We start from the raw sequence: 21797 nt of genomic DNA on the forward strand, positions 1-21797 counted from the left end.
CCGTGCTCGCCACCCGCGGTCTGACCTGGCGGATCGGTGAGGTCGCCATCGTCGACTCCGTCTACCTCGATCTGGCGCCGGGGGAGTTCCTCGGCGTGATCGGGCCCAACGGCGCCGGCAAGACCTCCCTGTTCAACCTGATCACCGGCCTGCGCCGGCCCACCGAGGGCACGGTCCTGCTGGACGGCGCGGACATCACCGCGCTTCCGCCGCACCGGCGTGCCCGGCTCGGACTCGGGCGTACCTTCCAGGCGTCCTCGGTCTTCGGCTCGCTGAGCGTGCGGGAGAACGTCCGGCTCGCCGTACAGGCACACCGGGGTGGCTCGATGAAGTTGTGGCGGCGGGCGGCGGCCGACCGGGAGGTGGCCGCCGCCGCCGACGCGGCGCTCGACCGGGTCGGTCTGCACCACAGGGGTACGGCGCTCGCCGGCACCCTGGCCCACGGCGAGAAGCGCAAGCTGGAGATCGCGCTGCTGCTCGCCGGTGAGCCCCGGGTGATGCTGCTCGACGAGCCGATGGCCGGGGTGAGCGCCGAGGACGTGCCCGAACTGGTCAGCGTGATCAAGTCGTTGACCGGGGACAGTGGCCGGGCGGTGCTCATGGTGGAGCACCACATGGACGTGATCCTGGAGCTGGCCGACCGGATCGCCGTGATGCACCACGGCGCGCTGCTGGCGTGCGACACCCCGGACACGGTGATGGCGAACGCCACCGTGCAGGAGGCGTACCTGGGGGAGGCGCTGTGAGCGCGAGGAGTGAGCCTGTCCTGTCCGTGGCGGACCTGTCCGTGCGGATCGCCGGACTGCACATCCTCCAAGGGGTGTCGTTCGAGGTCGCGCCCACCGGCGTCACTGTGCTGCTCGGGCGCAACGGCGTCGGCAAGACCACCACGCTGCGCGCGATCGTCGGGCTGACGCCGCGCGGCGGCGAGGTGCGCGGCAGCGTACGCATGGGGGCGCGCAGCCTGCTCGCCCGCCCCACGCACCGGCTGGTCCGCGACGGCCTCGGCTACGTGCCGGAGGACCGCTGCGTCTTCGCCGCGCTCACCGTCGCGGAGAACCTGCGGCTGGCCGAACGGCGGGGCGTCACGCCCGCGTACGACAAGGTCTTCTCGCTTTTCCCGGAGCTGGAGCGGCGCGGACGGCAACGGGCCGGCTCGCTGTCCGGCGGGCAGCAGCAGATGCTCGCGATCGGCCGGGTGCTGCTGAACGACAACCGGCTGCTGCTGGTCGACGAGCCGACGAAGGGGTTGGCGCCGAAGGTGGTGACCGAGGTGGCCGAGGTGCTGGAACGGGTGGCGGAATCCGTGCCGGTGCTGCTGGTCGAGCAGAACCTGGCGGTGGTACGGCGGCTGGCGACCGACGCGGTGGTGCTCTCCGCCGGGAAGGTCGCCTGGACCGGCGACGCCCAGGAGCTGCTGCTGGAGACGGCGCTGACCAAGTCGTTGCTCGGTGTGGGTTCGGGTTCCGGGGAGGTGCACGCGTGAACACGGTGGTCCTGCTGACGCTGACCGGGCTCGGCCTGGCGGCGCTGTACTTCCTCGTCGCCTCCGGCCTCTCCCTGGTCTTCGGCCTCGCCGACGTGCTCAACTTCGCGCACGGGCTGTTCCTCGGCGTCGGCGCGTACGCGACGTGGTGGGCGGCGGGCAACCTGCCCGGCGCCGGGCCGGACGGGTTCGGCTTCGTGCTGGCAGTCGTCTTCGGCGTGCTGGCCGGGTCGCTCGTCGCGGTGCTGGTGGAGCTGGTGCTGATCCGGCCGCTGTACTCCCGCACCATCGAACAGGTGCTGGTCACCGTCGGCCTGTCGCTGGCCGGGGTGGCGCTGCTCCAGGCCACCTGGGGCGCGGACCCGCGTCCGTTCCCGCGGCCGGACTGGAGCCGGGGCGTGACAGGGGTGTTCGGCGCCCAGGTGCCGAACGCCGGGCTGCTGCTGATCGTCGCCGCCGCCGTGGTGCTCGGTGCGTTGCTGGCGTTCCTGCGCTGGACCCGGTACGGCCTGATCATCCGGGCCGGCGTGGAGAACCGGGAGATGGTCACGGCGCTCGGCATCGACGTGCGCAAGGCGTTCACGCTGGTCTTCGCCATCGGCGGGGCCGCCGCCGCGCTGGCCGGCGCGCTCGGCGGCGTCTACTTCGGCACCGTCTCACCGGGACAGGGCGGCTCGCTGCTGATCTTCGCGTTCATCGTGGTGGTGATCGGCGGGATGGGCTCGGTGGTCGGGTCCGCGTACGCGGCGGTCGCGGTGGGGCTGCTGCAACAGTTCGTCAACTACTACGGCACGTCCGGGCTGGGCGACCTGTGCGTGGTCGGTCTGCTCGCCGTGGTGCTGCTGCTGCGTCCGCAGGGCCTGGCCGGAAAGGTGGCTCACGCATGACCGAGGTCAAGAGCGCCGAGGCGCCCGCACCCCCGGCGGCGGTGCCGGACGAGCTGACCCCCGGCCGGGCCCGCTGGCACGGACTGCGCCCGTACCTGCCGCTGGTCGCGCTCGTGGTGGCGGCGATCCTGCCGTACTCCACACTGCACCTGCCGGGGATCTTCGAGGGGCCGCTGAACTCGCCGGGCACGCTGCAACTGCTCGCCATCTGCCTGGTCTTCGGCGGGCTCGCGGCCGGCTACGACCTGCTGTTCGGGCGTACCGGGATGCTCTCCTTCGGCCACGCCCTCTACTTCGCCGCCGGGGTGTACGGCACCGACATCCTGGTCACCAAGGCCGGGCTGCCCCTGTGGCAGGCCGCCGTGCTCACGGTGATCGGTGGTACCACGCTCGCCGCGCTGCTCGGCGCGGTGGCCCTGCGCACCGTGGGTATCGCGTTCGCCATGGTGACGCTGGCGTTCGCGCAGGTCGGGGCGATCCTGGTGGCCCGCGACTTCGGTGGCCTCACCGGCGGCGAGGAGGGTTTGCCGCTGGACGTCTCCGGGCTGCCGGCGGCGCTGGTGGGTGTCACCAACACGGTGAACCTCTACTGGCTGGCGCTGGCGTACCTGGCGATCGTCGTCCTGGTCGTGCACCGGGTCAGCGCCTCGCCGACCGGGCGGGTGCTGGCCGGGCTGCGCGACGACGAGCGGCGGATCGGGGTGCTCGGACTCGACCCGTACCGGTTCAAGCTCGTCGCGTTCACGCTGGCCGGCGGCCTCGCGTCGGCCGGTGGGGTGGTGTACGTGCTGATCGTCGGCGGCGCGAGCCCGCACATCACCTCGTCGGAGCTGACGCTGTCGCTGCTGGTCATGGTGGTGCTCGGCGGTCCCGGTACGCGGTGGGGGCCGGTGCTGGGCGGCGTCCTCTACATGTACCTGGACCACCGGCTCACCGCGTTCGGCAGCAGCGAGGCGGTGAACAGCCTGCCCGCGTTCCTCAGCCACCCGCTGAGCCAGCCCCTGTTCGTCCTGGGCACGGTCTTCATCCTGGCCGTCTACTTCTTCCCCGGCGGCCTGGCCAGCCTGAGATCCCGCCTGACTCCCCTCCTGACCGCCCTCCGCCGCCCCCGCTGACCCGCCCCCGCCCTCTCCCCTTTCCCTCTCCTCACCCCGTTGATCAAGGAGTTTGTGTCCTGATTCCGCGGCTAGGATGACGCAAACTCCTTGATCAACGGGGAGAGCGGGGCGGGCGGGGAGAGCGGGAAGGGAGACCTCATGGGGGATCGGCGGCTTGCGGTTGTCAGTGGGGGTGGGACCGGGATCGGGGCCGCGGTGGCGCGCGGGCTCGTGACCGACGGGTTCGACGTTCTCGTCGTGGGGCGGCGGGTCGACGTGCTCGAATCGGCGGCGCGGCGGATCCGTGACGAGAGCGGGCGGGACGGGGCGGTCACCGCGGTCGCGGCCGACCTGACCGACCCGGGGCAGGTCGGCGCGGTGGTGGACGCCGTCGGGGAGCGGGCCGTGGACGCCGTGGTCAACAACGCCGGCGGCTACCTCGGCGGGTCGACCGACTCGCTCGGCGGGGTGGCGGACTGGTGGCGGGCCAACCTGGACGCCAACGTGCTGACCGCCGTCCTGCTCACCGAGGCGCTCCTGCCCGCCCTGCGCCGCCCCGGCGGCCGGGTGGTCCTGCTCAGCTCGATCGCCGCGCAGCGCGGTGGCGGCGGGCCGTACTCGGCCGCGAAGGCCGCGCTGCACGGCTGGGCGTACGACCTGGCCGCCCAGCTCGGTCCGGAACAGATCACTGTCAACGTGGTCAGCCCCGGCTACGTCGCCGAGACCGAGTTCTTCGGCGACCGGATGACGCCGGAGGGGCACGCCAAGCGGGTCGCCGCCACGCTCGTCGGCCGGGCCGGTGTGCCGGACGACATCGCGGCGGCCGTGCGCTACCTGGTCGGCCCGTCCGCCGGGTACGTCACCGGGCAGGTGCTCGGCGTCAACGGCGGTTCCGTGCTCGGCCGCTGACACGCGGAAGGGGCGGCGGCCCCCCGTGTGGCCACCGCCCCTCGCGCGTCCGTCGTGGTCAGCCGTTGAGCATCTCGTACGCCGACGCCGGCGCCTTCTGCACCTCCGCGCCCGCAGGCGCGCTGATCTTCGGCGCCTTGCCGAAGTCGTAGTACTTGGCGACCAGCTTCATCGCCTTCTTCTTGCCCGCGGCCGGCACGTCCAGGGTCAGCGACGTGAGGTTCCCGTCCGGCCCGACCACAGCCGTGAACGGCACCTTCTTCGCCGCGTCACCGAGGGCGTCCACGTCCACGGTGCTGAAGCTGGCGCGGATGTCGGCGTTCGCGGTCAGGTCGGCGAACCCGCCGTACGTGCCGTTACCGCGGTCCTCGACCGTCTCCGCGGTCCGGATGACAGCGGCCGTGTTGGCCGGGTCGGCGTTCTGGTAGACCGGCACCTCCGAGGCGTCGTCGAGCTTCGTGCGGTCCAGGAGCATCCAGCGCTTCGGCAGCTTCATCATGTCCTGCAGACCGGGCATACCGGTGATCTTGACCCGTACCCAGATGTCCTCGTCGATGACGCGGAAAGTCATCCCCATGGTGAACTCCGGGTCCTGGCTCTTCTCCGACATGGACATCTCGAGGCCGCGCGTCGCCGGGTCGACCACCCCGTCGAACTTCTCCGCACCCTCGACGGTGGAGAACCGGAAGGCCGGGTCCTTGTCGTCCGGCACGGCGGCCAGCAGCGCCGCCTTCGGGTCGGCCGACGGGCTCGGCGCCGGTCCGGCGCCCTCGGTGGCGTCCCCGGTCCCGCACCCCGCGGACAGAACGGTGGTGGCCAGCACGGCCGTCGCGAGAGCCGCGACCCGCCGGAGGCCGGCGGCGGAACCGATTCGCTGCGTCATGGTGTTCGACTCGCTTTCCCAGGTGATTGTTGCCGGGGAAGTATCGCCAGCCGTCACGGCGGTCCCGCTGCCGTTATGCTGCCGTCCGACTGCCGTCGGCCACGGTGGGCGGGGGCAGTCGGTACGGGGGCGGAAACTCGCATGTCAGAGGCGCTGCGCTTCGAACTCCTCGGCCCGCAGCGGGCCTGGTACGCCGGCCGAACACTCGACCTCGGCCCGGCCAAGCAGCGGGCCGTGCTGGCCGTGCTGCTGCTCGCCGTGGGCCGTCCCGTGCCGACCGCGCAGATCGTCGAGGCGGTCTGGCCGGACGAGGCGCCGGTGAACGGCCTCAACGTGGTGCAGAAGCACGTGGCCGGTCTGCGCCGGATGCTGGAACCCGACCGGTCGCCGCGTACGCCGGCCCGGGTGCTCACCCTCACCGACGCCGGATACCTGCTGCGCGTGCCGCCCGAGGCGGTGGACGTGGCGCGCTTCGAGCGCGGCGTGCGGCGGGCGCGCTCGGCACAGGCGGCCGGGCGTACGGCGGAGGCGCTGGCCGAGGTGAACGCCGCGCTGGAGCTGTGGCAGGGGGAGCCGTTCACCGGGTTCGCCGGCGCGTACTTCGACACGGCCCGGCACCGGCTGGTCGAGCTGCGCGCGGTCGCGCTGGAGACACGTACCGAGCTGGAGCTGGCCGACGGCCGGCACGGCGAGCTGGTCGGCCGGCTGGTCGAGCTGGTCGCCGAGTTCCCGGTCCGGGAGCGGCTGCGCCACCAGCTCATGCTGGCGTTGCACCGAAGCGGACGGCAGGCCGAGGCGCTGGCCGCCTACCGTGACTACGCCGGGCTGCTCCGCGACGAGTACGGCATCGAGCCGGGCGGGGCGCTCCAGGATCTGCACCGGCGCATCCTGCGCGCCGACCCGGACCTCCTGCCGCAGGCGCGTCCGGAAGGGGCTGGGACGGGCGGGAGGCGGGCGGGCGACCCGGAGCCGATTCCGGCCGCTGTCGAATCCCCTGCCGAAGCATCGGCCCAGCTCACCGTGCCGGTCCAGTTCACCGTCCCGGCGCAGCCGGGCAGTCCGTTCCCGCCGCCGCCGGCCGGCCCGGGTGATCCGCCGACGGGCCTGCCGCCCTGGGTCTCGCCCCCGGTCGCGCCGCTGATCGGCGCCGTGCCGCCGTCCAGGCGTCCTTCCGGTGTGCCCGGCTGGTTGAGCGTCGTCGCGACGGTGGGCGGCGCGCTCGTCGCCCTGTTCTCGTTCGGCATGCTCACCTGGCTGGTGGTGCTCCTCTACGGGGTCTGGCGCCGGGGCTGGGGCAGCGTCCTCGCCGCGGTCTGCTACCTGACCGTGGCCGTGACGTTCGTGGTGGTCATCGGCAGCAGCGAGACCGAGGAGGTCAGCGCGCCCGAGGCCACCCTGATGGTGATCTGGCTGACCACCTGGGCGGCGGGCGTACCGCACGTGGTGCTGCTCAACGGCCGGCTGCTCGCCTGGCTGCGCGGACTCTGGCGTGGGCGGCCGTACGCCGACCGCAACCGGCTGCGCCGGGAGTACGCCCGTTACCTGCTCTACCAGTACCCGTCGGCGCGGGACGACCTGCGCATCGGGCGACCCGATCTGCCCCGGGCGTACGACGACGGCGGACTGGTGGACGTCAACTCGGTGCCGGACCACGTGATCGCCGGGCTGCCGGGACTGACCCGGTCGCAGGCGCAGCACGTGGTGGTCGACCGGCGGATGCGCGGCCCGTACACGTCGATGGAGGAACTGGCCTCGCGGTGCCTGCTGCCGGCGGCGGCGACGGACTCGTTGCGCGAGCTGTTGATCTTCCTGCCGCCCGCACCGGCGCCCGGACCGCCGCCCACCTTGTCGCCCGGCCCGCCGGCAGCGCCGGCCACCCCTGGTAGAAATGCCGGATGAGCCAGGATCGGATGGCCGTCCGGGAGCGTGCCGAGGCGGTGCTGCGGCGGCTGGCGGGTGACCACGCCCGGCTGCGCGAGGACCAGTGGCGGGCCATCGAGGCGCTCGTGGTCGACCGGCGGCGGGTGCTCTGCGTGCAGCGCACCGGCTGGGGCAAGTCGGCCGTCTACTTCGTGGCCACCGCGCTGCTGCGCGAGGGGAACCAGCACGGGCCGACCGTGATCGTCTCGCCGTTGCTGGCGCTGATGCGCAACCAGGTCGAGTCCGCCGCCCGGGCCGGCATCCGGGCGCGCACGATCAACTCGGCGAACCTGGACGAGTGGGACGAGATCACCGCGGAGATCCACGCCGGTGCCGTCGACGTGCTGCTGATCAGCCCGGAGCGCCTGAACAACCCGGACTTCCGCGACGGCGTCCTGCCGAAGCTCGCCGCCACCACCGGGCTGCTCGTGGTGGACGAGGCGCACTGCGTCTCCGACTGGGGGCACGACTTCCGCCCCGACTACCGGCGGCTGCGCACGTTCCTGGCCAACCTGCCCGAGCGCACGCCGGTGCTGGCGACCACCGCCACCGCCAACGCCCGGGTCACGCAGGACGTGGCCGAGCAGTTGGGTGACGCGCTGGTGCTGCGCGGCACGCTGGACCGCGAGTCGCTGCGCCTCGGCGTACTCGATCTGCCGAGCCCCGCCCACCGCCTGGCCTGGCTGGCCGACCACCTGGACCGGCTCCCCGGCTCGGGGATCGTCTACACGCTCACCGTGGCGGCGGCCACCGAGACGGCCGAGTTCCTGCGCGGGCAGGGCTGGTCGGTCGCCTCCTACACCGGCCAGGCCGAGGACGCCGACCGGCGGGCCGCCGAGCAGGACCTGCTGGACAACAAGATCAAGGCACTGGTCGCCACGAGCGCGCTCGGCATGGGCTTCGACAAGCCCGACCTCGGCTTCGTGGTGCACCTGGGCGCGCCGCCCTCGCCGATCGCCTACTACCAGCAGGTCGGCCGCGCGGGCCGGGCCGTCGAGCACGCCGAGGTGCTGCTGCTGCCCGGCGCGGAGGACGCGGCCATCTGGCGGTACTTCGCCTCGCTCGCCTTCCCGCCCGAGGAACAGGTCCGCGCCGTGCTCGCCGCGCTGGACACCGAACGGCCGATCTCCACCCAGGCCCTGGAGCCGGTGGTCGACCTGCGCCGGGCCCGGCTGGAGCTGATGCTCAAGGTGCTCGACGTGGACGGCGCGGTCCGCCGGGTGCGCGGCGGCTGGCTCGCCACCGGCGAGCCCTGGGTCTACGACGAGGCCCGGTTGCGGCGCGTCGCCGACGCGCGCGCCGCCGAGCAGCGGGCCATGCGGGAGTACGCCTCGACGTCCGCCTGCCGGATGCGCTACCTGCGGGAGGGCCTGGACGACAGCGGGGCGGCCGACTGCGGGCGGTGCGACAACTGTGCCGGCCCGCTGTTCGACGCAGAGGTCTCCGGGCAGGCGCTGACCGCCGCGCAGACGTTCCTCGGGCGCCCCGGTGTGCCGATTCCGCCGAAGAAGCTGTGGCCGACCGGGTTGGAGGCGGTCGGCGTACCCCTGAAGGGCCGCATCCCCCCGGCGGAGCAGGCGCTGCCCGGCCGGGCCGTGGGGCGCCTGTCCGACCTGGGGTGGGGCGGGCGGCTGCGCGGGCTGGTCGGGCCGGAGGCGCCGGACGGCCCGGTGCCCGACGACGTGGTGGCCGCCGTGGTCGAGGTGCTGAAGGCGTGGGCGCACGGCGACGACCCGTGGCCCCGGCGGCCGGCAGGCGTGGTCGCGGTCGGCTCCCGGACGCGGCCGCTGCTGGTCGGCTCGCTGGCCGAGCGGATCGCCGCCGTGGGCCGGCTGCCGCTGCTGGGCCACGTCGACCCCACCGGCCCGGCCGGGGCCGGCGGGCCGCGGGGCAACAGCGCCCAGCGGGTACGCGCGCTGCACGACGCCTTCCGCCTGCCCGACGAGCTGGCCGGCGCGCTGCCCGGGCTGGACGGGCCGGTGCTGCTCGTGGACGACCTGGTCGACTCCGGCTGGACGATGGGCATGGTGGCGCGGCTGCTGCGCCGGGCCGGCGCGCCGGACGTGCTGCCGCTGGCGCTCGCGGTGGCCGGCTGACCCGTCTCCCGGCCTGCGCGGAAAGTTCCCGGGCCGGGCGGAATGCGAGCGTCACCACCGTCGGCGGACCGTCGTCGGGCCGGCACCCGGGCGGCGGTACCGTGGGGTCATGACCGAGCAGCGACCCGTCGTCCAGACGTACACCGTGACCGGGATGACCTGCGAACACTGCGTCAAGGCGGTGACCGAGGAGCTGTCCGCGCTGCCCGGTGTCGACGAGGTCCGCATCGATCTGACCAGCGGCACCGCCACTGTGACCAGCGCGGCGCCGCTGTCCGTCGAGTCCGTGCGTGCCGCCGTGGACGAGGCGGGCTACGAGCTGGTCGGCGGCGGTGCCTGAGTCGTCGTCCGTCACGTCCGGCACCGGCGTCGTCCCCGACGACTCCGAGGCCGGCTCCGGCGCTCCCGCGGCACAGCCCGGCCACGCCGCGCGGTCCGGTGACGCCGCTCCGTCCGGTGACGCCGCTCCGTCCGACGACGCCGCGCGGTGGGGTGGCGCGGCGCGGTCCGGTGACGGCGCGGGCGGCTCGGCCGGTCCCGCCGTGGTGGACCGGGAGACGTTGCGGCTGGCCCTGGTGGTGGGCGGCCTGGTGCTCGCCGTCCTGCTCGGCTTCGGTCTCGGGCGGATGAACGCGCCGGCCGATCCGGCCCGGCCCGCCGGTGCCACGGCCGGGGTCGCCACGGGCGGCGCCGACGGCGGCGCGCACGCCCACTCACCGGGGACCGGCGCGCACACGCACGACGGCGCCACAGTCGCCCAGGGCGGCGGCGACGGCGCGACCGGGCTGTCGATCACCTCGGCCGGCTACACGCTTGTGCCGTCGACCGAGCTGGTCGCGGGCCGTGCCGGTGAGCTGCGCTTCCAGATCCGCGACGACCAGCGCCGGGCGGCCACCCGCTTCGCCGTCGTGCACGACAAGCCGATGCACGTGATCATGGTCCGGCGTGACCTCAGCGGCTACCGGCATCTGCACCCGACGATGGCAGCCGACGGCACATGGTCGGTGCCGATCACGGCGCCGGAGGCCGGCCCCTGGCGGATGTACGCGGACTTCACCGCCGTGGCCGACGACGGTCGCCAGGTCGCCGTGGTGCTGGGCGCCGACCTGACCGCGTCCGGCGCGTACCGGCCCCGCCCGCTGCCCGCCGCCGCCACGTCGGCCGCCGTCGACGGGTTCACCGTCGAGTACGCCGGCACGCCGGAGGTGGGGAAGTCGGTGCCGCTGCGGTTCCGGGTCACCGGCGCGGACGGCGCGGCGGCGGCGCTGGAGCCGTACCTCGGGGCGTACGGGCACCTGGTGGCGTTGCGTGAGGGCGATCTCGGCTACCTGCACGTGCACCCGGAGCCGGTGCGCGACGGCGACGACGTGACGTTCTGGCTGACCGCGCCGGGGCCCGGCAGCTACCGGATGTTCCTGGACTTCCAGGTCGGCGGCGTGGTGCGGACCGCCGAGTTCACGCTGACCGTGGCCTGAGTCGCGGGCCGTCGCCGACTGAGCGGTCAGCCGGCCCGGCGGACCGGGCGGCGGGCCAGGTAGCGGAGCAGATCGCGGATGTGGTGCTTCTCCTCGGCGGGCACGTTCGGGTCGGCGAGCCGATCGAGGATGACCCGCACGTCGGCCTCGACCGGGCCGTCCTCGGCGCCCCGGCGGCGGGGCACCGGCCCGGCGTCGGGCAGGCCCAGCGCGCGGAACGCGGCCGCCACGGGCAGGTCGAGGGCGGCGCAGAAGCCGCGGACCTTCGCGAGTTCGGGGTAGTCCTGCCAGTCTCCGGCCAACCAGCGGAACACCGTGGAACGGCCGACACCGGTGTGGGTGGCGAGGTCGGTCACCGTCCAGCCGCGCTCCTCGCGCGCGGCGTCGATGGCCCGGCGTACGAAGCGCGCGAAGGCCATCTGTGGCGAAACGTCTGCGGAACCCATCCCTGGTGGATCTGTCCCCTTCCTCCGGTGGCCCGGCTCGCGCACCGAGCCTAGTACGCCGGGCCGGAGAAGTAACTGACTGATCGGTCCGGAGGTCCCGTCGGCGAGACCCGATGACTGCGGAAGTCTGCTTCGGGCAATGCACTTCGGGTAATAGTCTGGGCGAACCCTGGGAGCCGATGGAGGAACAGCATGGCCGAGCCGGACCGTCCCGTACCGCATCGCCCCGGCGCGGTGAGCCTCTTCTTCGTAGCCAAGGCCGCGTTGTTCGCGCTCGGCTTCTGGATCTGGCTGCTGGTGCTGGCGGTACGCGGCGACGACGCGACCGGCGTACACCTGATCGCCGCGACCGGTGCGATCTGCACGACGCTGGCCTCGGTGGTGCTGGGAGCGCGAATGGCGTTGCAGCGCAACGCCGCGGTCCGGCACGCCGAGCTGAAGCGGATGCTCGTGGACATCTCGTGGAACGCCTTCGCCGCCGCCGGGAACGCCGACCAGCCGGGGAAGGTGGTGCCGTTCCCGAGCACGTCGCACGACGGCGAGCGGGCACCGCGCCGGGGCGCCGGTGAGCGGGTGTCGGTGCTGGACCGGGGCGACCGCAACCGGAGCGACCCGGGGCGGTAGACCGCCGTGGCTCAGCGCGCCTCGGCCAGCAACGTCTCCAGCCGGGGCGTGACACCCCACTGGCCGACCAGCTCGCGATACTCCGCGCGCTGCGCGTCGGTCGGCGCACCCGCCGTCCGCCGCGCCCGGATGAGCAGGTTGCGCGGCGTGTGCTGGGAGTCGACGAACTCCACCACCTCGGTGCGGTAGCCGTGCAGGCGCAGCAGCCCGGCCCGCAGCGAGTCGGTGAGCACGTCGGCGAACCGCTCCCGCAGGATGCCCTGCCGGGTCAGCAGCTCGTACGGCGCGGGTGCCTGACCGGCCCGGAGCTGGGCGGCGAGGTCGTGGTGGCAGCAGGGTGCGGCGAGCACCCAGCGGGCGCCCCAGCGCACCGCCCGGGCCAGCGCCTCGTCGGTCGCGGTGTCGCAGGCGTGCAGCGCCAGCACCAGGTCGGGCGCCGGTTCGACGGGCGCCTCGGCGATGGTGCCGGCCACGAACCCGACCCGGTCCGCCCAGCCCAGCCGCTCGGCCAGCTCGGTGTTGCGGCGGCGCTGGTCCTCGCGGACGTCCACCCCGACGAGCGTCACGTCCAGGCCGCGCTGCACCAGGTAGCGGTAGGCGGCGAAGGTCAGGTACGCGTTGCCGCAACCCAGGTCCACCACCCGCAGCGGGCCGGTGAGGTCGTCGGGCAGCGTGGCCGCGAGCGCGCGCAGGAAAGCGTCGACCTGGCGGCGTTTGGCCGCCGAGCCGCCGATCTCCTGGAACAGGGGGTCACCGGGGTCGAGCAGCCACTCCTTGGCCCGGTCGTGCCCGCCCGGCTCGGCGGCCGGACGGCTTGCCGTCGCGCGGTGCACCTGCGCCTCGCCGGACTTGGTGACGCGGAGCTGGAGCGTGGCGTCGGCGGTCTCGACGTGCCAGTTGCCGAACGGTTCGGCGAGCAGTTCGTCGACTGCGGCGCCGGCCTCCGTACCCGGTGCCACGTTCCGGGTGTGCGGCCGTGATCCGTCGGAGACGGCGATCTGCAACCGGGGACCGGCCTTCAGTGTGACCGGGCGCAGCTCCGCGCGTACCACCGAGGGGCGCTGCCCACGACGGCGCCCGGCGGCGACCGCGCGGGTCAGCCCCGGCGCGAGCAGCAACGCCCGCACCTCGGCCAGCGCCGAGTCCAACGCTTCAGGCATCGGTACCTACCTCTCCTGTTCTCCCCGCACTCCCGCCCGCCCGGTCCCGGTCCGTTGATCATGAAGTTGGCGGCCGTGGACACGGCGTGTCGCGCCGTCAACTTCATGATCGTCGCGGTGAGGGGTGGGGATGGGGACGGCCTCCGGGACCGGGGTCCGGGAGGCCGTATCGGTGGTGCGGGTCAGTCGGTGGTGCTGGCCTCGGCGGGTGCGCCGGAGCTGCGGCGGCGGCGACGGCGACGCGGCTTGGTGCTCGCGGCCTCGCCCTCCGCGGGCTGCGGCGCCGCGGCGGTCTCGGCCGCGCCCTCGCTGCCGATCACCGCGGTCGGCTCGCCGGCCACCGTCTCGCCGGCCCGGCGACGACGCCGGCGACGTGGCGTACGCGGGGTCTCGTCGTCCCCGGCGTCGGCCTGTGCGGCGGGCGAACCGGCGGACGAACCGCCCTCGCCGCCCCGGCCACGACCACGGTCGCGGTCGCCACGCTCGCGGCCCCGGCTGTCGCCGCGCCGCGCGCCCCGGCGCGATCGGCCGACGCCGCCCAGGTCCTCCTCGACCTCGGCGGACAGGCCGGCGCGGGTGCGCTCGGCGGTCGGCAGCGTGCCGCTGATGTCGGTCGGGATGTCCAGGTCCGTGTAGAGGTGCGCGGAGGTGTGGTACGTCTCCGGCGGCTCGGGCATGTCCAGCCCGAGCGTCTTGTCGATGATCCGCCAGCGGGGCATGTCGTCCCAGTCGACGAACGTCACCGCGACACCCGTGGCCCCGGCCCGGCCGGTACGGCCGATGCGGTGGGTGTAGGTGTCCTGGTCCTCGGGGCAGTCGTAGTTGATCACGTGCGTGACGCCCGTGACGTCGATGCCCCGCGCTGCCACGTCGGTGGCGACCAGCGTGTCGATCTTGCCGGCCCGGAACGCCCGCAGCGCCCGCTCGCGCGCGCCCTGGCCGAGGTCGCCGTGCACGGCGGCGACGGCGAAGCCGCGGAAGTCGAGATCCTCGGCGACCCGGTCGGCGGCCCGCTTGGTACGGGTGAAGATCATGGTCAGTCCTCGGCCCTCGGCCTGGAGGATGCGCGCCACGATCTCGACCTTGTTCAGCGAGTGCGTGCGGTACGCGAGCTGCTGGGTCTGCGGCGACGGGCCGGTCTCGGCGGTGTGCCCGGCGTGGATCGTCACCGGGCGGCGCAGGAAGCGCCGGGACAGCGCGACGATCGGGTCCGGCATGGTGGCCGAGAACAGCATGGTCTGCCGGTCCTCCGGCAGCATCGCCAGGATCTTCTCGACGTCGTCCAGGAAGCCCAGGTCGAGCATGCGGTCCGCCTCGTCGAGGACGAGCGCGCGGACGCGGTCGAGCCGCAGGTGCTTCTGCTTCTGGAGGTCCAGCAGGCGGCCCGGGGTGCCGACCAGGATCTCGACGCCCTTGCGCAGCGCCTCGATCTGCGGCTCGTACGCCACGCCACCGTAGATCGGCAGCACCCGGACACCCCGGGTACGGCCGGCGGCGTCGAGGTCCTTGGCGACCTGGATGCCCAGCTCGCGGGTGGGTACGACGGCGAGCGCCTGCGGGACGCCGTCGCTGCCCTCGGACGGCGCGAACACCCGCTCCAGCAGCGGGATGCCGAAGCCGAGTGTCTTGCCGGTGCCGGTCGGCGCCTGCCCGATCAGGTCGACGCCGCGCAGCGCGATCGGCAGCGCGTACTCCTGGATGGCGAAGGCGCGGGTGATGCCGGCGGCGGCCAGCGCCTCGACGGTCTCCTGCCGCGCGCCGAGCGCGGCGAACGTAGGTGCCTCCGGGGGGACCGGAGCGGTGGGGGCCAGTGGCTGGCCGGAAATCTGCTCGCTCATATGGATTTGGGGGTGCCCTCTCGTGGTGCGCCCCTCATGTCCTCAGGGCGCGATCGGTGTGGCGCGGGCCACGCGGTCAGGGGCGATTTCGCCGAGCCGGACCGGGCCGCACGCGCGTCGGGGGCCGGCATTGATCAGCAAGTGACCGAATCGGTGCCCACGGCAACTGTCTCATCGTACCTGAACGGCCCATGAGTCGTCCCGATTCCCAGGTGGTGGCCGTGCACGCGGGGTGGCCTGCTGTGACTTGAGTCACAGGGGCGGCGCCGGTAGCCTGCGCTCGTGTCCGCCCCCGACGCCGCCGTCCCCGATCCCACCGTCCCCGGGCCCGCCACCCCCGACCCCGCCGCGACCGACCTGTTCGGGCTCGTCGCCTACGGCGAACTGCTCGCGTTCGACCGCCTCGCCGCCGACGCGCGTCTCGCGCCCGACCTGCGCCGCCGCGCCGCGCTCAGCGAGATGGCCGCCGCCGAGATCGCGCACTACCGGTGGCTCACCGACCGGCTAGCCGCCCGGGGCGTCACTCCGGAGGACGCGATGGCCCCCTACGTCGAGCCGCTGCGGGCGTACCACGACTCGACCGAGCCGCGGGACTGGGCGGAGGCGGTGACGAAGGCGTACGTGGGGGACGCGATCACCGACGACTTCCTGCGCGGGATCGCCGACGGCCTGGCCGGGCCGGACCGGGCGCTGCTGCTCGACGTGCTGCACGACTCCCGGTACGCCGAGTTCGCCGACGCCGAGATCCGGGCCGCGATCGAGGCCGATCCCCGGGCGGCCGGGCGACTGTCGATGTGGGCGCGCCGGCTGCTCGGCGAGGCGCTGTCCCAGGCGGGCCGGGTGGCCGCCGCCGACCGGGGCGCGCTCGTCGCGTTGATCGGGCGGACCGGTGGGGACGTGCCAGGGCTGCTGCGCCGGCTGACCGAGGCGCACGCCGCGCGGATGACAGCGGTCGGCTTGAACAACTGAGCCGCCGTGGCGGGAGGCCCGCCACGGCGGCCGGTGCCGCGGGAATCAGCGAACGGTGAACCCGACCGCGCGAGGCGACGCCTCGGCGATCTCGACGTAGGCGACCTTGCCGACCGGCACGATCACGCGCCGGCCCTTCTCGTCGGTCAGGGAGAGGGTGCCCTCACTCTTGGCGAAGGCGTCGGTCACGATCTGCTCGATCTCGGCCGGCGACTGCGCGCTCTCCAGGACCAGCTCCCGCGGCGCGTACTGCACGCCGATCTTGACCTCCACTGTGCCTCCTCAACTGGGGCGAAAAAGCCACCGTGGGAAGGCTATCCGATCCGGCGGCCCGATGTTCAGGCTGACTCACCTTGCAGCGGGAAGCTGGCGATGCCGCGCCAGGACAGGGCCGCGACCAGCGCCTCGGCCTCCGCCTTGGGCACCTGGCGGCCGCCGGCGAGCCAGAACTGGGCGGCGGTCTCGGCGGCGCCGACCAGGCCCGAGGCGAGCAGTTCGGCGTGCGAGCGGCTGACCCCGGTGTCCGAGATGATCGTGTCGGTGATGGCCGCGATGCAGCCCTGCTCGACCCGCTCCACCCGCTGCCGCACCGCCGGGTCGTTGCGCAGGTCCGACTCGAAGACCAGCCGGAACGCCTCGCTCTCGTGGTCGACGAAGTCGAAGTACGCGCGCACCGCGGCGCCGACGCGCTCCTTGTTGTCGTTGGTGCCGCTCATCGCGTCCTGCACGTTGGCCACTATCGCGTCACAGTGCGTGTCCAGCAGCGCCAGGTAGAGCTCCATCTTCCCGGGGAAGTGCTGGTAGAGCACCGGCTTGGAGACACCGGCCCGCTCGGCGATGTCGTCCATCGCGGCGGCGTGGTAGCCCTGCGCGACGAACACCTCCTGAGCGGCGGCGAGCAGCTGCTTACGGCGCGCCGAGCGGGGCAGGCGGGTGGGCCGACCGGCGGTCTGTGCACCGTTCCCCACTGCGGTCATCGGATCCTCCGAGTATCTGCGTACGAGCCGGCACGTATCACCCGAACCGGTCCGGGTTCGTGAACCCGTCGCGGAATTGGCCCGCCGCTGTAACTTATCGCCACTGTCACCACACGGTAGCCTCAGCGGGGGCGACCAAGGAGCGCGCGGTGAGTGAAACAGGGCAACCCGGAGCCGCCACCCCGGGAGAGCACGGCGACGGGACGGGCCAGCAGGACGAACCGGCCCGTACCGGCGGCGGTTGGGCGCCCCCGCCGAACGGCTGGTCCCGCGGCGCTCCGGCGCCCGGCGGCTGGCCCTACGGCGACCTCGGCGGCTGGGCCGCCTCCTCGCCCCGGCACGGCGACCTGCCGGCCCCACTGCCCGGGCACGCGCCGGAACCGGGCCGCGCCAATGGCCGCCACGTCAACGGCGTGCACCACGCCGGGGAGGAGTCCTCAGTGACCCGCCAGGCGCCGGTCAGTGCCCCGCCCGCGGACGAGCCGCCCCGGACCGCCGACGGCGAACGACTGGCCGTACCGGCCCCGCGCCCGGCGCCGACGATCGAGCAGCCGACCGACCCGGGGGAGGCCGCCGGTTCCCGGCACGCCGCCGACGACCCGGCCGCCCGGGCCCCGCGCTGGGCCGAGAGCGGGCCGACCTCCGCGCCCCCGGCGCTCCAGGTCCCGCCGGTCGGCGCCGCCGCCTCCGGTTTCGAGGTGCCGCCGGGCTTCCACGCGCCGAACACCGAATCCACCCCGTCGCTGTCCCGGGGCTGGGCCGACCGGCCCGTCACCCAGCCACCGGCCGCCGGCCGACCGGAGCACGCAGCGGGCGAGGTCCACCCGCCCGAGGGCCGGGCGGCCACCGCCGAGCCGCGGGCCGCGGCCGGGACTCCTGCGGCCGACGACCCGAGGGCCGCCGAACCGGACTGGTCGGGGCCGTCCTGGAACCGCCCGAGCTGGGGTGACGGCTGGGCCCCGCCGTGGGCCCGCACCGACGAGCCACCGGCCCGCCGGGCCGATGAGCCGCCGGTCCGAGGCACGGAGGAGCCGCCGGCCCGCCGCGCCGAGGAGCCCGCCGCCGAGCGGCGGGAGTGGGAGGACGACAGCGCCGCCCACCGCACCGCCCGCGAGGACCGCGCGGCCGAGTGGGCGCCCGAGCCGGTGCGGCCGTACGAGCCGGCCCGCGTCGAGCCGCCCGCCGCCTACGAGCCACCCCGGCCCGAGCCGGTACGGCCGTACGAGCCCCTGCGCGCCGAACCGGCGCCGGGACCGGAGGCGACGCGGCAGTACCCGCCGTCCGCCGAGTCCGAGGCGTCCCGGCAGTACGAGCCGGGTGCCGGGCCCGAGCCGGCGCGCCGGTACGAGCCGCCGGCCGCGCCGGAGCCGGCGCCCGAGCCGACCCGGCCGTTCCGCCTGGCCCGGGGCGACGCCGAACCGCCGCACGGCTACGACCGGCCCTCCTGGGCCGGGCCGCCGGTGCCGGTCGCCCCGCTGGGCGCGCCCGCCGGTCCCGCGCCGACGAGCGCCCCGCCCGCGCCCGGTGCGCCGCCGGTGTCCAGCGCCCCGCCCGCGCCGGCCGGTGGATACGCCCCGCCCGCGCCGGCCGGTGGATACGCCCCGGCGCCGCCCGCCGAAGCGGCCGCCACCACCCCGCCGACCTCGGGCGTGCCCGCCACGAGCGGCACGCCGCGTTTCGACCGCCCACCCGCGCCCCACCCGACGAGCGCCCCTCCCTACGCGGCCCGCCGGTCCGCACCGGAACCGGTGCCGGCCGCCGACGCGGTCGCCGAGCCCCGACCGGAGGAACCGTCCCCCGTGCTGCCGCAGCGCGTCCCCTCGGAACCGGACGTGCCAGTCGTGCCGGAGCCACCGGCAGTGGAACCGTCCGCCGAGACCCCCGAACTCGCCCGCATCGCCACCCACCTGCGCCGCGACGACGAACCCGCGCCGCTGCGGGAGCGGCCGGAGGGCTTCGACGTCAACGCGATCCTGGACGCGGTCCGGGAGGTGGCGGGCGTACGCGACGCCGCGCTGCGCCGTACCCCGGCCGGCGCGCACAGCCTCCGGCTCGACCTGGCCGACGGCGCGGACCCGGCCGAGGTGAGCCGCCTGGTGGCCCGGCTGCTCCAGGAGCGGATGGGCCTGGCCGCCGCCCCGCAGAACCTGCCCGGCGCGCCCGCCGTGCCGCCGCCGGCCCCGCTGCGCCGCCGGTCGACCCGGCTGGACCGCTCCGGTGAGACGCGTACGGGTGAGACCCGGGCGCCCGGGGCGCAGTCCGCGCCGGGCCAGGCCCGCACGGGCGAGACCGGTGCCGCCGCGCAGTCCGAGCCGGGTGAGACCCGCACCGGTGACGAGGCGGGCGGGGACGAGATCCCGGCCCGTACCGGTGTGACGCGTCCGGCCGCCAACCGTTCCGGCGACGCGCGGTTCGGCGCGGACCGCGCCACGCGCGCGGCCGAGGCGCCCGGCGACGGCGACGGCGACGAGCCGCCGCGCCGCCGCCGGCAGGCCACCCACCGGGGGCGGGCCGCCGTGGACGAGACGTCGCTGGCCGCCGCGCCGACCGGCATGTCCACCGGCAGCCCGGTCACGCTCGGTACGTCGTACTCCGGTGGGCAGATGACCACGACGGAGACCGCGCCGTCGCGACCGCTGGACACCGGCGGCGTGCCGGGGCCCCGGGTGGTCATCGAGCACGTCCTGGTGAGCACGTTCGGCCTGGACGCCACCACCGAGGTCCGCCTGGTCGCGGGCGACCGGACGGCCGAGGGGCACGCGACCGGCCCGGCGGTCGACGGGTACGTGCTGCGGCTCTGCGCGGTGGCCGCGGCCGCCGCGGTGGACGAGCTGCTCGGCCGGGGCGTCCCGGCCGGCGAACGGGGCCGGTGCTTCGTGGAGCACGCCGCAGTGGTGCCGTTCGGCAACTGCGAGGTCGCGACAGTGGTGGTGCTGCTGGTCTGTGACGGCTGGGTGGAGCAACTGGCCGGTTCGGCACTCGTGGCCGGGGATCCCCGGCAGGCGGTCGTGCGGGCCACGCTGGCGGCGGTGAACCGGCGGCTGGAGGCGCTGCTCTCCTGAGCCGGTGTGCGGTAGGGACCGTGCGGGGGAGACTGGAGACATGAAACGCGCCGCACTGTGGCCGGAGCACAGCCTTCCCGCACACCACGTCCCGCCGCCCTGGCCGGGCCGGCACGTACGCGTCGACGGCACGCTCGTGCACGTCCGCGACACACCGGCCACCGGTTCCGGCGCGGAGCCCGCGCTGTACGTGCACGGCCTCGGCGGGTCGGCGCAGAACTGGACCGACCTGGCCGGCCTGCTCGCCGACCGGCTGGACGGCCAGGCGATCGACCTGCCCGGGTTCGGGCGCAGCGAGCCGGGGCCGCGCTACACCATCCCGGCCTTCGCCGAGCGGGTGATCCGCTGGATCGAGTACAGCGACCGGGGCCCGGTGCACCTGTTCGGCAATTCGCTCGGCGGCGCGATCTCGGTCCGGGTGGCGGCGCTGCGCCCCGACCTGGTCCGCACGCTCACCCTGGTCTCGCCCGCCCTGCCGTTCCTCGACTTCCGGCGCTCGTTGCAGGGGCGGATGCTCCCGCTGCTGGCGATCCCCCGGGGCGAACGGCTGGCCGCCTGGCGGCTGGCCCAGTTCAGCCCGGAGGTGACGGCGCAGCAGGTGATGGAGGCGTGCGTGGCGGACCTGACCCGGATCAGTGAGCAGCGCCGGCAGGAGGCGATCGACGAGATCCGGGTCCGGTACGAGGCGGCCCACTACGCCGCCGCGTACGTGCGGACGTTCCGGGGCCTGGTCGGCAGCTTCCTGCGCTCGTACCTGCCGGGGGAGGGCGCGCTCTGGCGGCAGGCGGCGGCGGTCCGGGCGCCCACGCTCGTGGTGGGCGGGCGGCAGGACCGGCTGGTCGACGTCCGGGTGGCGCCGCAGGCGGCCCGGGTCATCCCGGACAGCCGGCTGCTGATGCTCGACGGCGTCGGGCACGTGGCCCAGCTGGAGGTGCCCCGGACCGTGGCGCGGGCCGTGCTGGGGCTGCTCGCCGAGGCGAAACCGCCGCTCACCACCGGCATGGGGGAGAGCGGAACGGAGCGTGACATGGCAGGCTGAGCCGGATGCCCAGCTCCCGCCGCCCTCGTGCCACACGCTCCCGTTCCTCGTTCCGTCACTGGCGTACCGCGATCGTGGTCTGCGCCTTCGTCGCCGCCGCCGCGGTGGGTGTCGGCGTGGCGGTGCAACTGCCGTCGGCGGGCGCGGGCACCCGGGTCACCGACGGGTTCGTCGCCCAGCCTCCGGCCCCCACGCGGGCGCCGTCCACGCCGAGCGTCGCGCCGCCGCCGGTGACGCCCGGCTCGCCGGCCGCGCCGGTGCTGAGGCTGTCCGGCCCGGGGCCGGCGAAGGGCCGGGGCACCTTCGCGTACGACGCGCGGACCAGCGGCGTGCTCGGCGGATCGGGGACGCTGCGCCGCTACCGGGTGGCGGTGGAGAACGGCTCCGGCGAGGAGGTCCGTGCCTTCGGTGAGGCGGTGCAGCGGGCACTGGCCGGCCCGGGCAGCTGGGTCGACGGCGGCACGCTGCGGTTGCAGCGGGTCGGTCCGGGCGACCGGTACGACTTCACGATCTACCTGGCCACCCGCGACACGGCCGGCCGGCTGTGCGGGGCGGGCGGGATCGACATCCGCGTGGGCGGGGTGCCGTACACGTCGTGCCGGGTGCCGGGCAAGGTGGTGATCAACCTGGACCGGTGGCGGACCTCGGCGCCGCACCTGGTCGCGGCCGGGATGCCGCTGGACACCTACCGGCTCTACGTGGTGAACCACGAGGTGGGCCACCAGCTCGGGCACCGGCACGAGGGGTGCCCGGGCGCGGGCCGGGCGGCGCCGGTGATGCAGCAGCAGACGCTCTTCCTCAAGGGCTGCCGACCGAACCCGTGGCCCTACGTGGGCGGTAAGCGGTACACCGGGCCGGCCCTCTGAGCGCCGCTTCGTGAAGAACATTCGCGGCATAGGCGGCAAAAGCAGCTAAATGCCCGAATTGCA

At 74.8% G+C, this 21797-nt stretch carries 20 protein-coding genes; 14 read left to right on the forward strand and 6 right to left on the reverse strand.

Features of this window, described 5'->3' with window-relative positions; genetic code table 11:
- Window positions 1-2: 2 nt before the first annotated feature.
- From V6U82_RS10675 to V6U82_RS10695, 5 genes are all read left to right on the forward strand, one after another.
- Window positions 3-746 carry an ABC transporter ATP-binding protein gene (locus tag V6U82_RS10675; RefSeq protein WP_013288706.1) on the forward strand — a complete coding sequence of 248 codons (744 nt, stop codon included), beginning with the start codon at window positions 3-5 and terminating at the stop codon, window positions 744-746.
- Window positions 743-1486, forward strand: coding sequence for an ABC transporter ATP-binding protein (locus V6U82_RS10680; protein ID WP_334460797.1), 744 nt, complete (start codon window positions 743-745; stop codon window positions 1484-1486). The genes V6U82_RS10675 and V6U82_RS10680 overlap by 4 nt, the downstream gene beginning before the upstream one ends.
- A complete protein-coding gene (locus V6U82_RS10685; RefSeq protein ID WP_120573027.1) occupies window positions 1483-2373 on the forward strand; it encodes a branched-chain amino acid ABC transporter permease in 891 nt (296 codons plus the stop codon). Before V6U82_RS10680 ends, V6U82_RS10685 begins: the two co-directional genes overlap by 4 nt.
- Window positions 2370-3488, forward strand: a complete 1119-nt coding sequence (locus tag V6U82_RS10690; protein WP_334460800.1) for a branched-chain amino acid ABC transporter permease — start codon at window positions 2370-2372, stop codon at window positions 3486-3488. Before V6U82_RS10685 ends, V6U82_RS10690 begins: the two co-directional genes overlap by 4 nt.
- 141 nt (window positions 3489-3629) lie before the next feature.
- Window positions 3630-4379, forward strand: a complete 750-nt coding sequence (locus tag V6U82_RS10695; RefSeq protein WP_334460801.1) for an SDR family NAD(P)-dependent oxidoreductase — start codon at window positions 3630-3632, stop codon at window positions 4377-4379.
- Window positions 4380-4437: 58 nt separating this feature from the next.
- Here V6U82_RS10695 and V6U82_RS10700 read toward each other — a convergent pair whose 3' ends face one another.
- A complete protein-coding gene (locus V6U82_RS10700) occupies window positions 4438-5262 on the reverse strand; it encodes a hypothetical protein (RefSeq protein ID WP_128138395.1) in 825 nt (274 codons plus the stop codon).
- Window positions 5263-5403: 141 nt separating this feature from the next.
- On the opposite strand from V6U82_RS10700, the gene V6U82_RS10705 reads away from it, so the two are divergent.
- From V6U82_RS10705 to V6U82_RS10720, 4 genes are all read left to right on the forward strand, one after another.
- Entirely contained in the window at window positions 5404-7161 is a 1758-nt protein-coding gene (locus V6U82_RS10705) for a BTAD domain-containing putative transcriptional regulator (RefSeq protein ID WP_334460803.1), read from the forward strand.
- Window positions 7158-9278 (forward strand): RecQ family ATP-dependent DNA helicase, encoded by a 2121-nt coding sequence (locus V6U82_RS10710; RefSeq protein WP_334460804.1) that lies wholly within the window; start codon window positions 7158-7160, stop codon window positions 9276-9278. The genes V6U82_RS10705 and V6U82_RS10710 overlap by 4 nt, the downstream gene beginning before the upstream one ends.
- 109 nt (window positions 9279-9387) lie before the next feature.
- Complete coding sequence (locus V6U82_RS10715) at window positions 9388-9618, forward strand: heavy-metal-associated domain-containing protein (protein WP_302905479.1); 231 nt, start codon at window positions 9388-9390, stop codon at window positions 9616-9618.
- Window positions 9611-10753 carry a hypothetical protein gene (locus V6U82_RS10720; protein ID WP_334460807.1) on the forward strand — a complete coding sequence of 381 codons (1143 nt, stop codon included), beginning with the start codon at window positions 9611-9613 and terminating at the stop codon, window positions 10751-10753. Before V6U82_RS10715 ends, V6U82_RS10720 begins: the two co-directional genes overlap by 8 nt.
- Before the next feature lie 26 nt (window positions 10754-10779).
- Here the strand turns inward: V6U82_RS10720 and V6U82_RS10725 are convergent, their stop codons facing one another.
- Window positions 10780-11199: a helix-turn-helix domain-containing protein gene (locus tag V6U82_RS10725; RefSeq protein WP_026268433.1), complete on the reverse strand. Its 420-nt coding sequence runs from the start codon at window positions 11197-11199 to the stop codon at window positions 10780-10782.
- Between the two features lie 192 nt (window positions 11200-11391).
- Between V6U82_RS10725 and V6U82_RS10730 the strand changes: the two genes are divergently transcribed.
- Window positions 11392-11823 (forward strand): hypothetical protein, encoded by a 432-nt coding sequence (locus V6U82_RS10730; RefSeq protein ID WP_334460812.1) that lies wholly within the window; start codon window positions 11392-11394, stop codon window positions 11821-11823.
- Window positions 11824-11834: 11 nt separating this feature from the next.
- Here V6U82_RS10730 and V6U82_RS10735 read toward each other — a convergent pair whose 3' ends face one another.
- Together V6U82_RS10735 and V6U82_RS10740 are read right to left on the reverse strand one after the other, a co-directional pair.
- Window positions 11835-12983, reverse strand: coding sequence for a class I SAM-dependent methyltransferase (locus tag V6U82_RS10735; protein ID WP_334460814.1), 1149 nt, complete (start codon window positions 12981-12983; stop codon window positions 11835-11837).
- Between the two features lie 182 nt (window positions 12984-13165).
- Window positions 13166-14821: a DEAD/DEAH box helicase gene (locus V6U82_RS10740; RefSeq protein ID WP_334460816.1), complete on the reverse strand. Its 1656-nt coding sequence runs from the start codon at window positions 14819-14821 to the stop codon at window positions 13166-13168.
- Between the two features lie 282 nt (window positions 14822-15103).
- On the opposite strand from V6U82_RS10740, the gene V6U82_RS10745 reads away from it, so the two are divergent.
- Window positions 15104-15790 carry a ferritin-like fold-containing protein gene (locus V6U82_RS10745; protein WP_334460818.1) on the forward strand — a complete coding sequence of 229 codons (687 nt, stop codon included), beginning with the start codon at window positions 15104-15106 and terminating at the stop codon, window positions 15788-15790.
- A gap of 45 nt (window positions 15791-15835) precedes the next feature.
- Here V6U82_RS10745 and V6U82_RS10750 read toward each other — a convergent pair whose 3' ends face one another.
- Both V6U82_RS10750 and V6U82_RS10755 read right to left on the reverse strand, forming a co-directional pair.
- Complete coding sequence (locus tag V6U82_RS10750; protein WP_013288692.1) at window positions 15836-16063, reverse strand: DUF3107 domain-containing protein; 228 nt, start codon at window positions 16061-16063, stop codon at window positions 15836-15838.
- Window positions 16064-16128: 65 nt separating this feature from the next.
- On the reverse strand, window positions 16129-16767 hold the full coding sequence (locus V6U82_RS10755; protein WP_013288691.1) for a TetR/AcrR family transcriptional regulator: 639 nt from the start codon (window positions 16765-16767) through the stop codon (window positions 16129-16131).
- 149 nt (window positions 16768-16916) lie between these two features.
- Between V6U82_RS10755 and V6U82_RS10760 the strand changes: the two genes are divergently transcribed.
- From V6U82_RS10760 to V6U82_RS10770, 3 genes are read left to right on the forward strand one after another with little or no spacing between them, the layout of a single operon-like run.
- Window positions 16917-19829: a hypothetical protein gene (locus V6U82_RS10760; protein ID WP_334460822.1), complete on the forward strand. Its 2913-nt coding sequence runs from the start codon at window positions 16917-16919 to the stop codon at window positions 19827-19829.
- A 40-nt stretch (window positions 19830-19869) separates the two neighbouring features.
- Window positions 19870-20868: an alpha/beta fold hydrolase gene (locus V6U82_RS10765; RefSeq protein WP_128139204.1), complete on the forward strand. Its 999-nt coding sequence runs from the start codon at window positions 19870-19872 to the stop codon at window positions 20866-20868.
- A 5-nt stretch (window positions 20869-20873) separates the two neighbouring features.
- The gene (locus V6U82_RS10770; RefSeq protein ID WP_334460824.1) at window positions 20874-21734 is read left to right on the forward strand and encodes a DUF3152 domain-containing protein; all 861 of its coding nucleotides are present in this window, start codon (window positions 20874-20876) and stop codon (window positions 21732-21734) included.
- Window positions 21735-21797 lie beyond the last annotated feature (63 nt).

Source organism: Micromonospora sp. CPCC 205554, from assembly GCF_036902745.1.
GTDB classification, from domain to species: Bacteria; Actinomycetota; Actinomycetes; order Mycobacteriales; family Micromonosporaceae; genus Micromonospora; species Micromonospora tulbaghiae.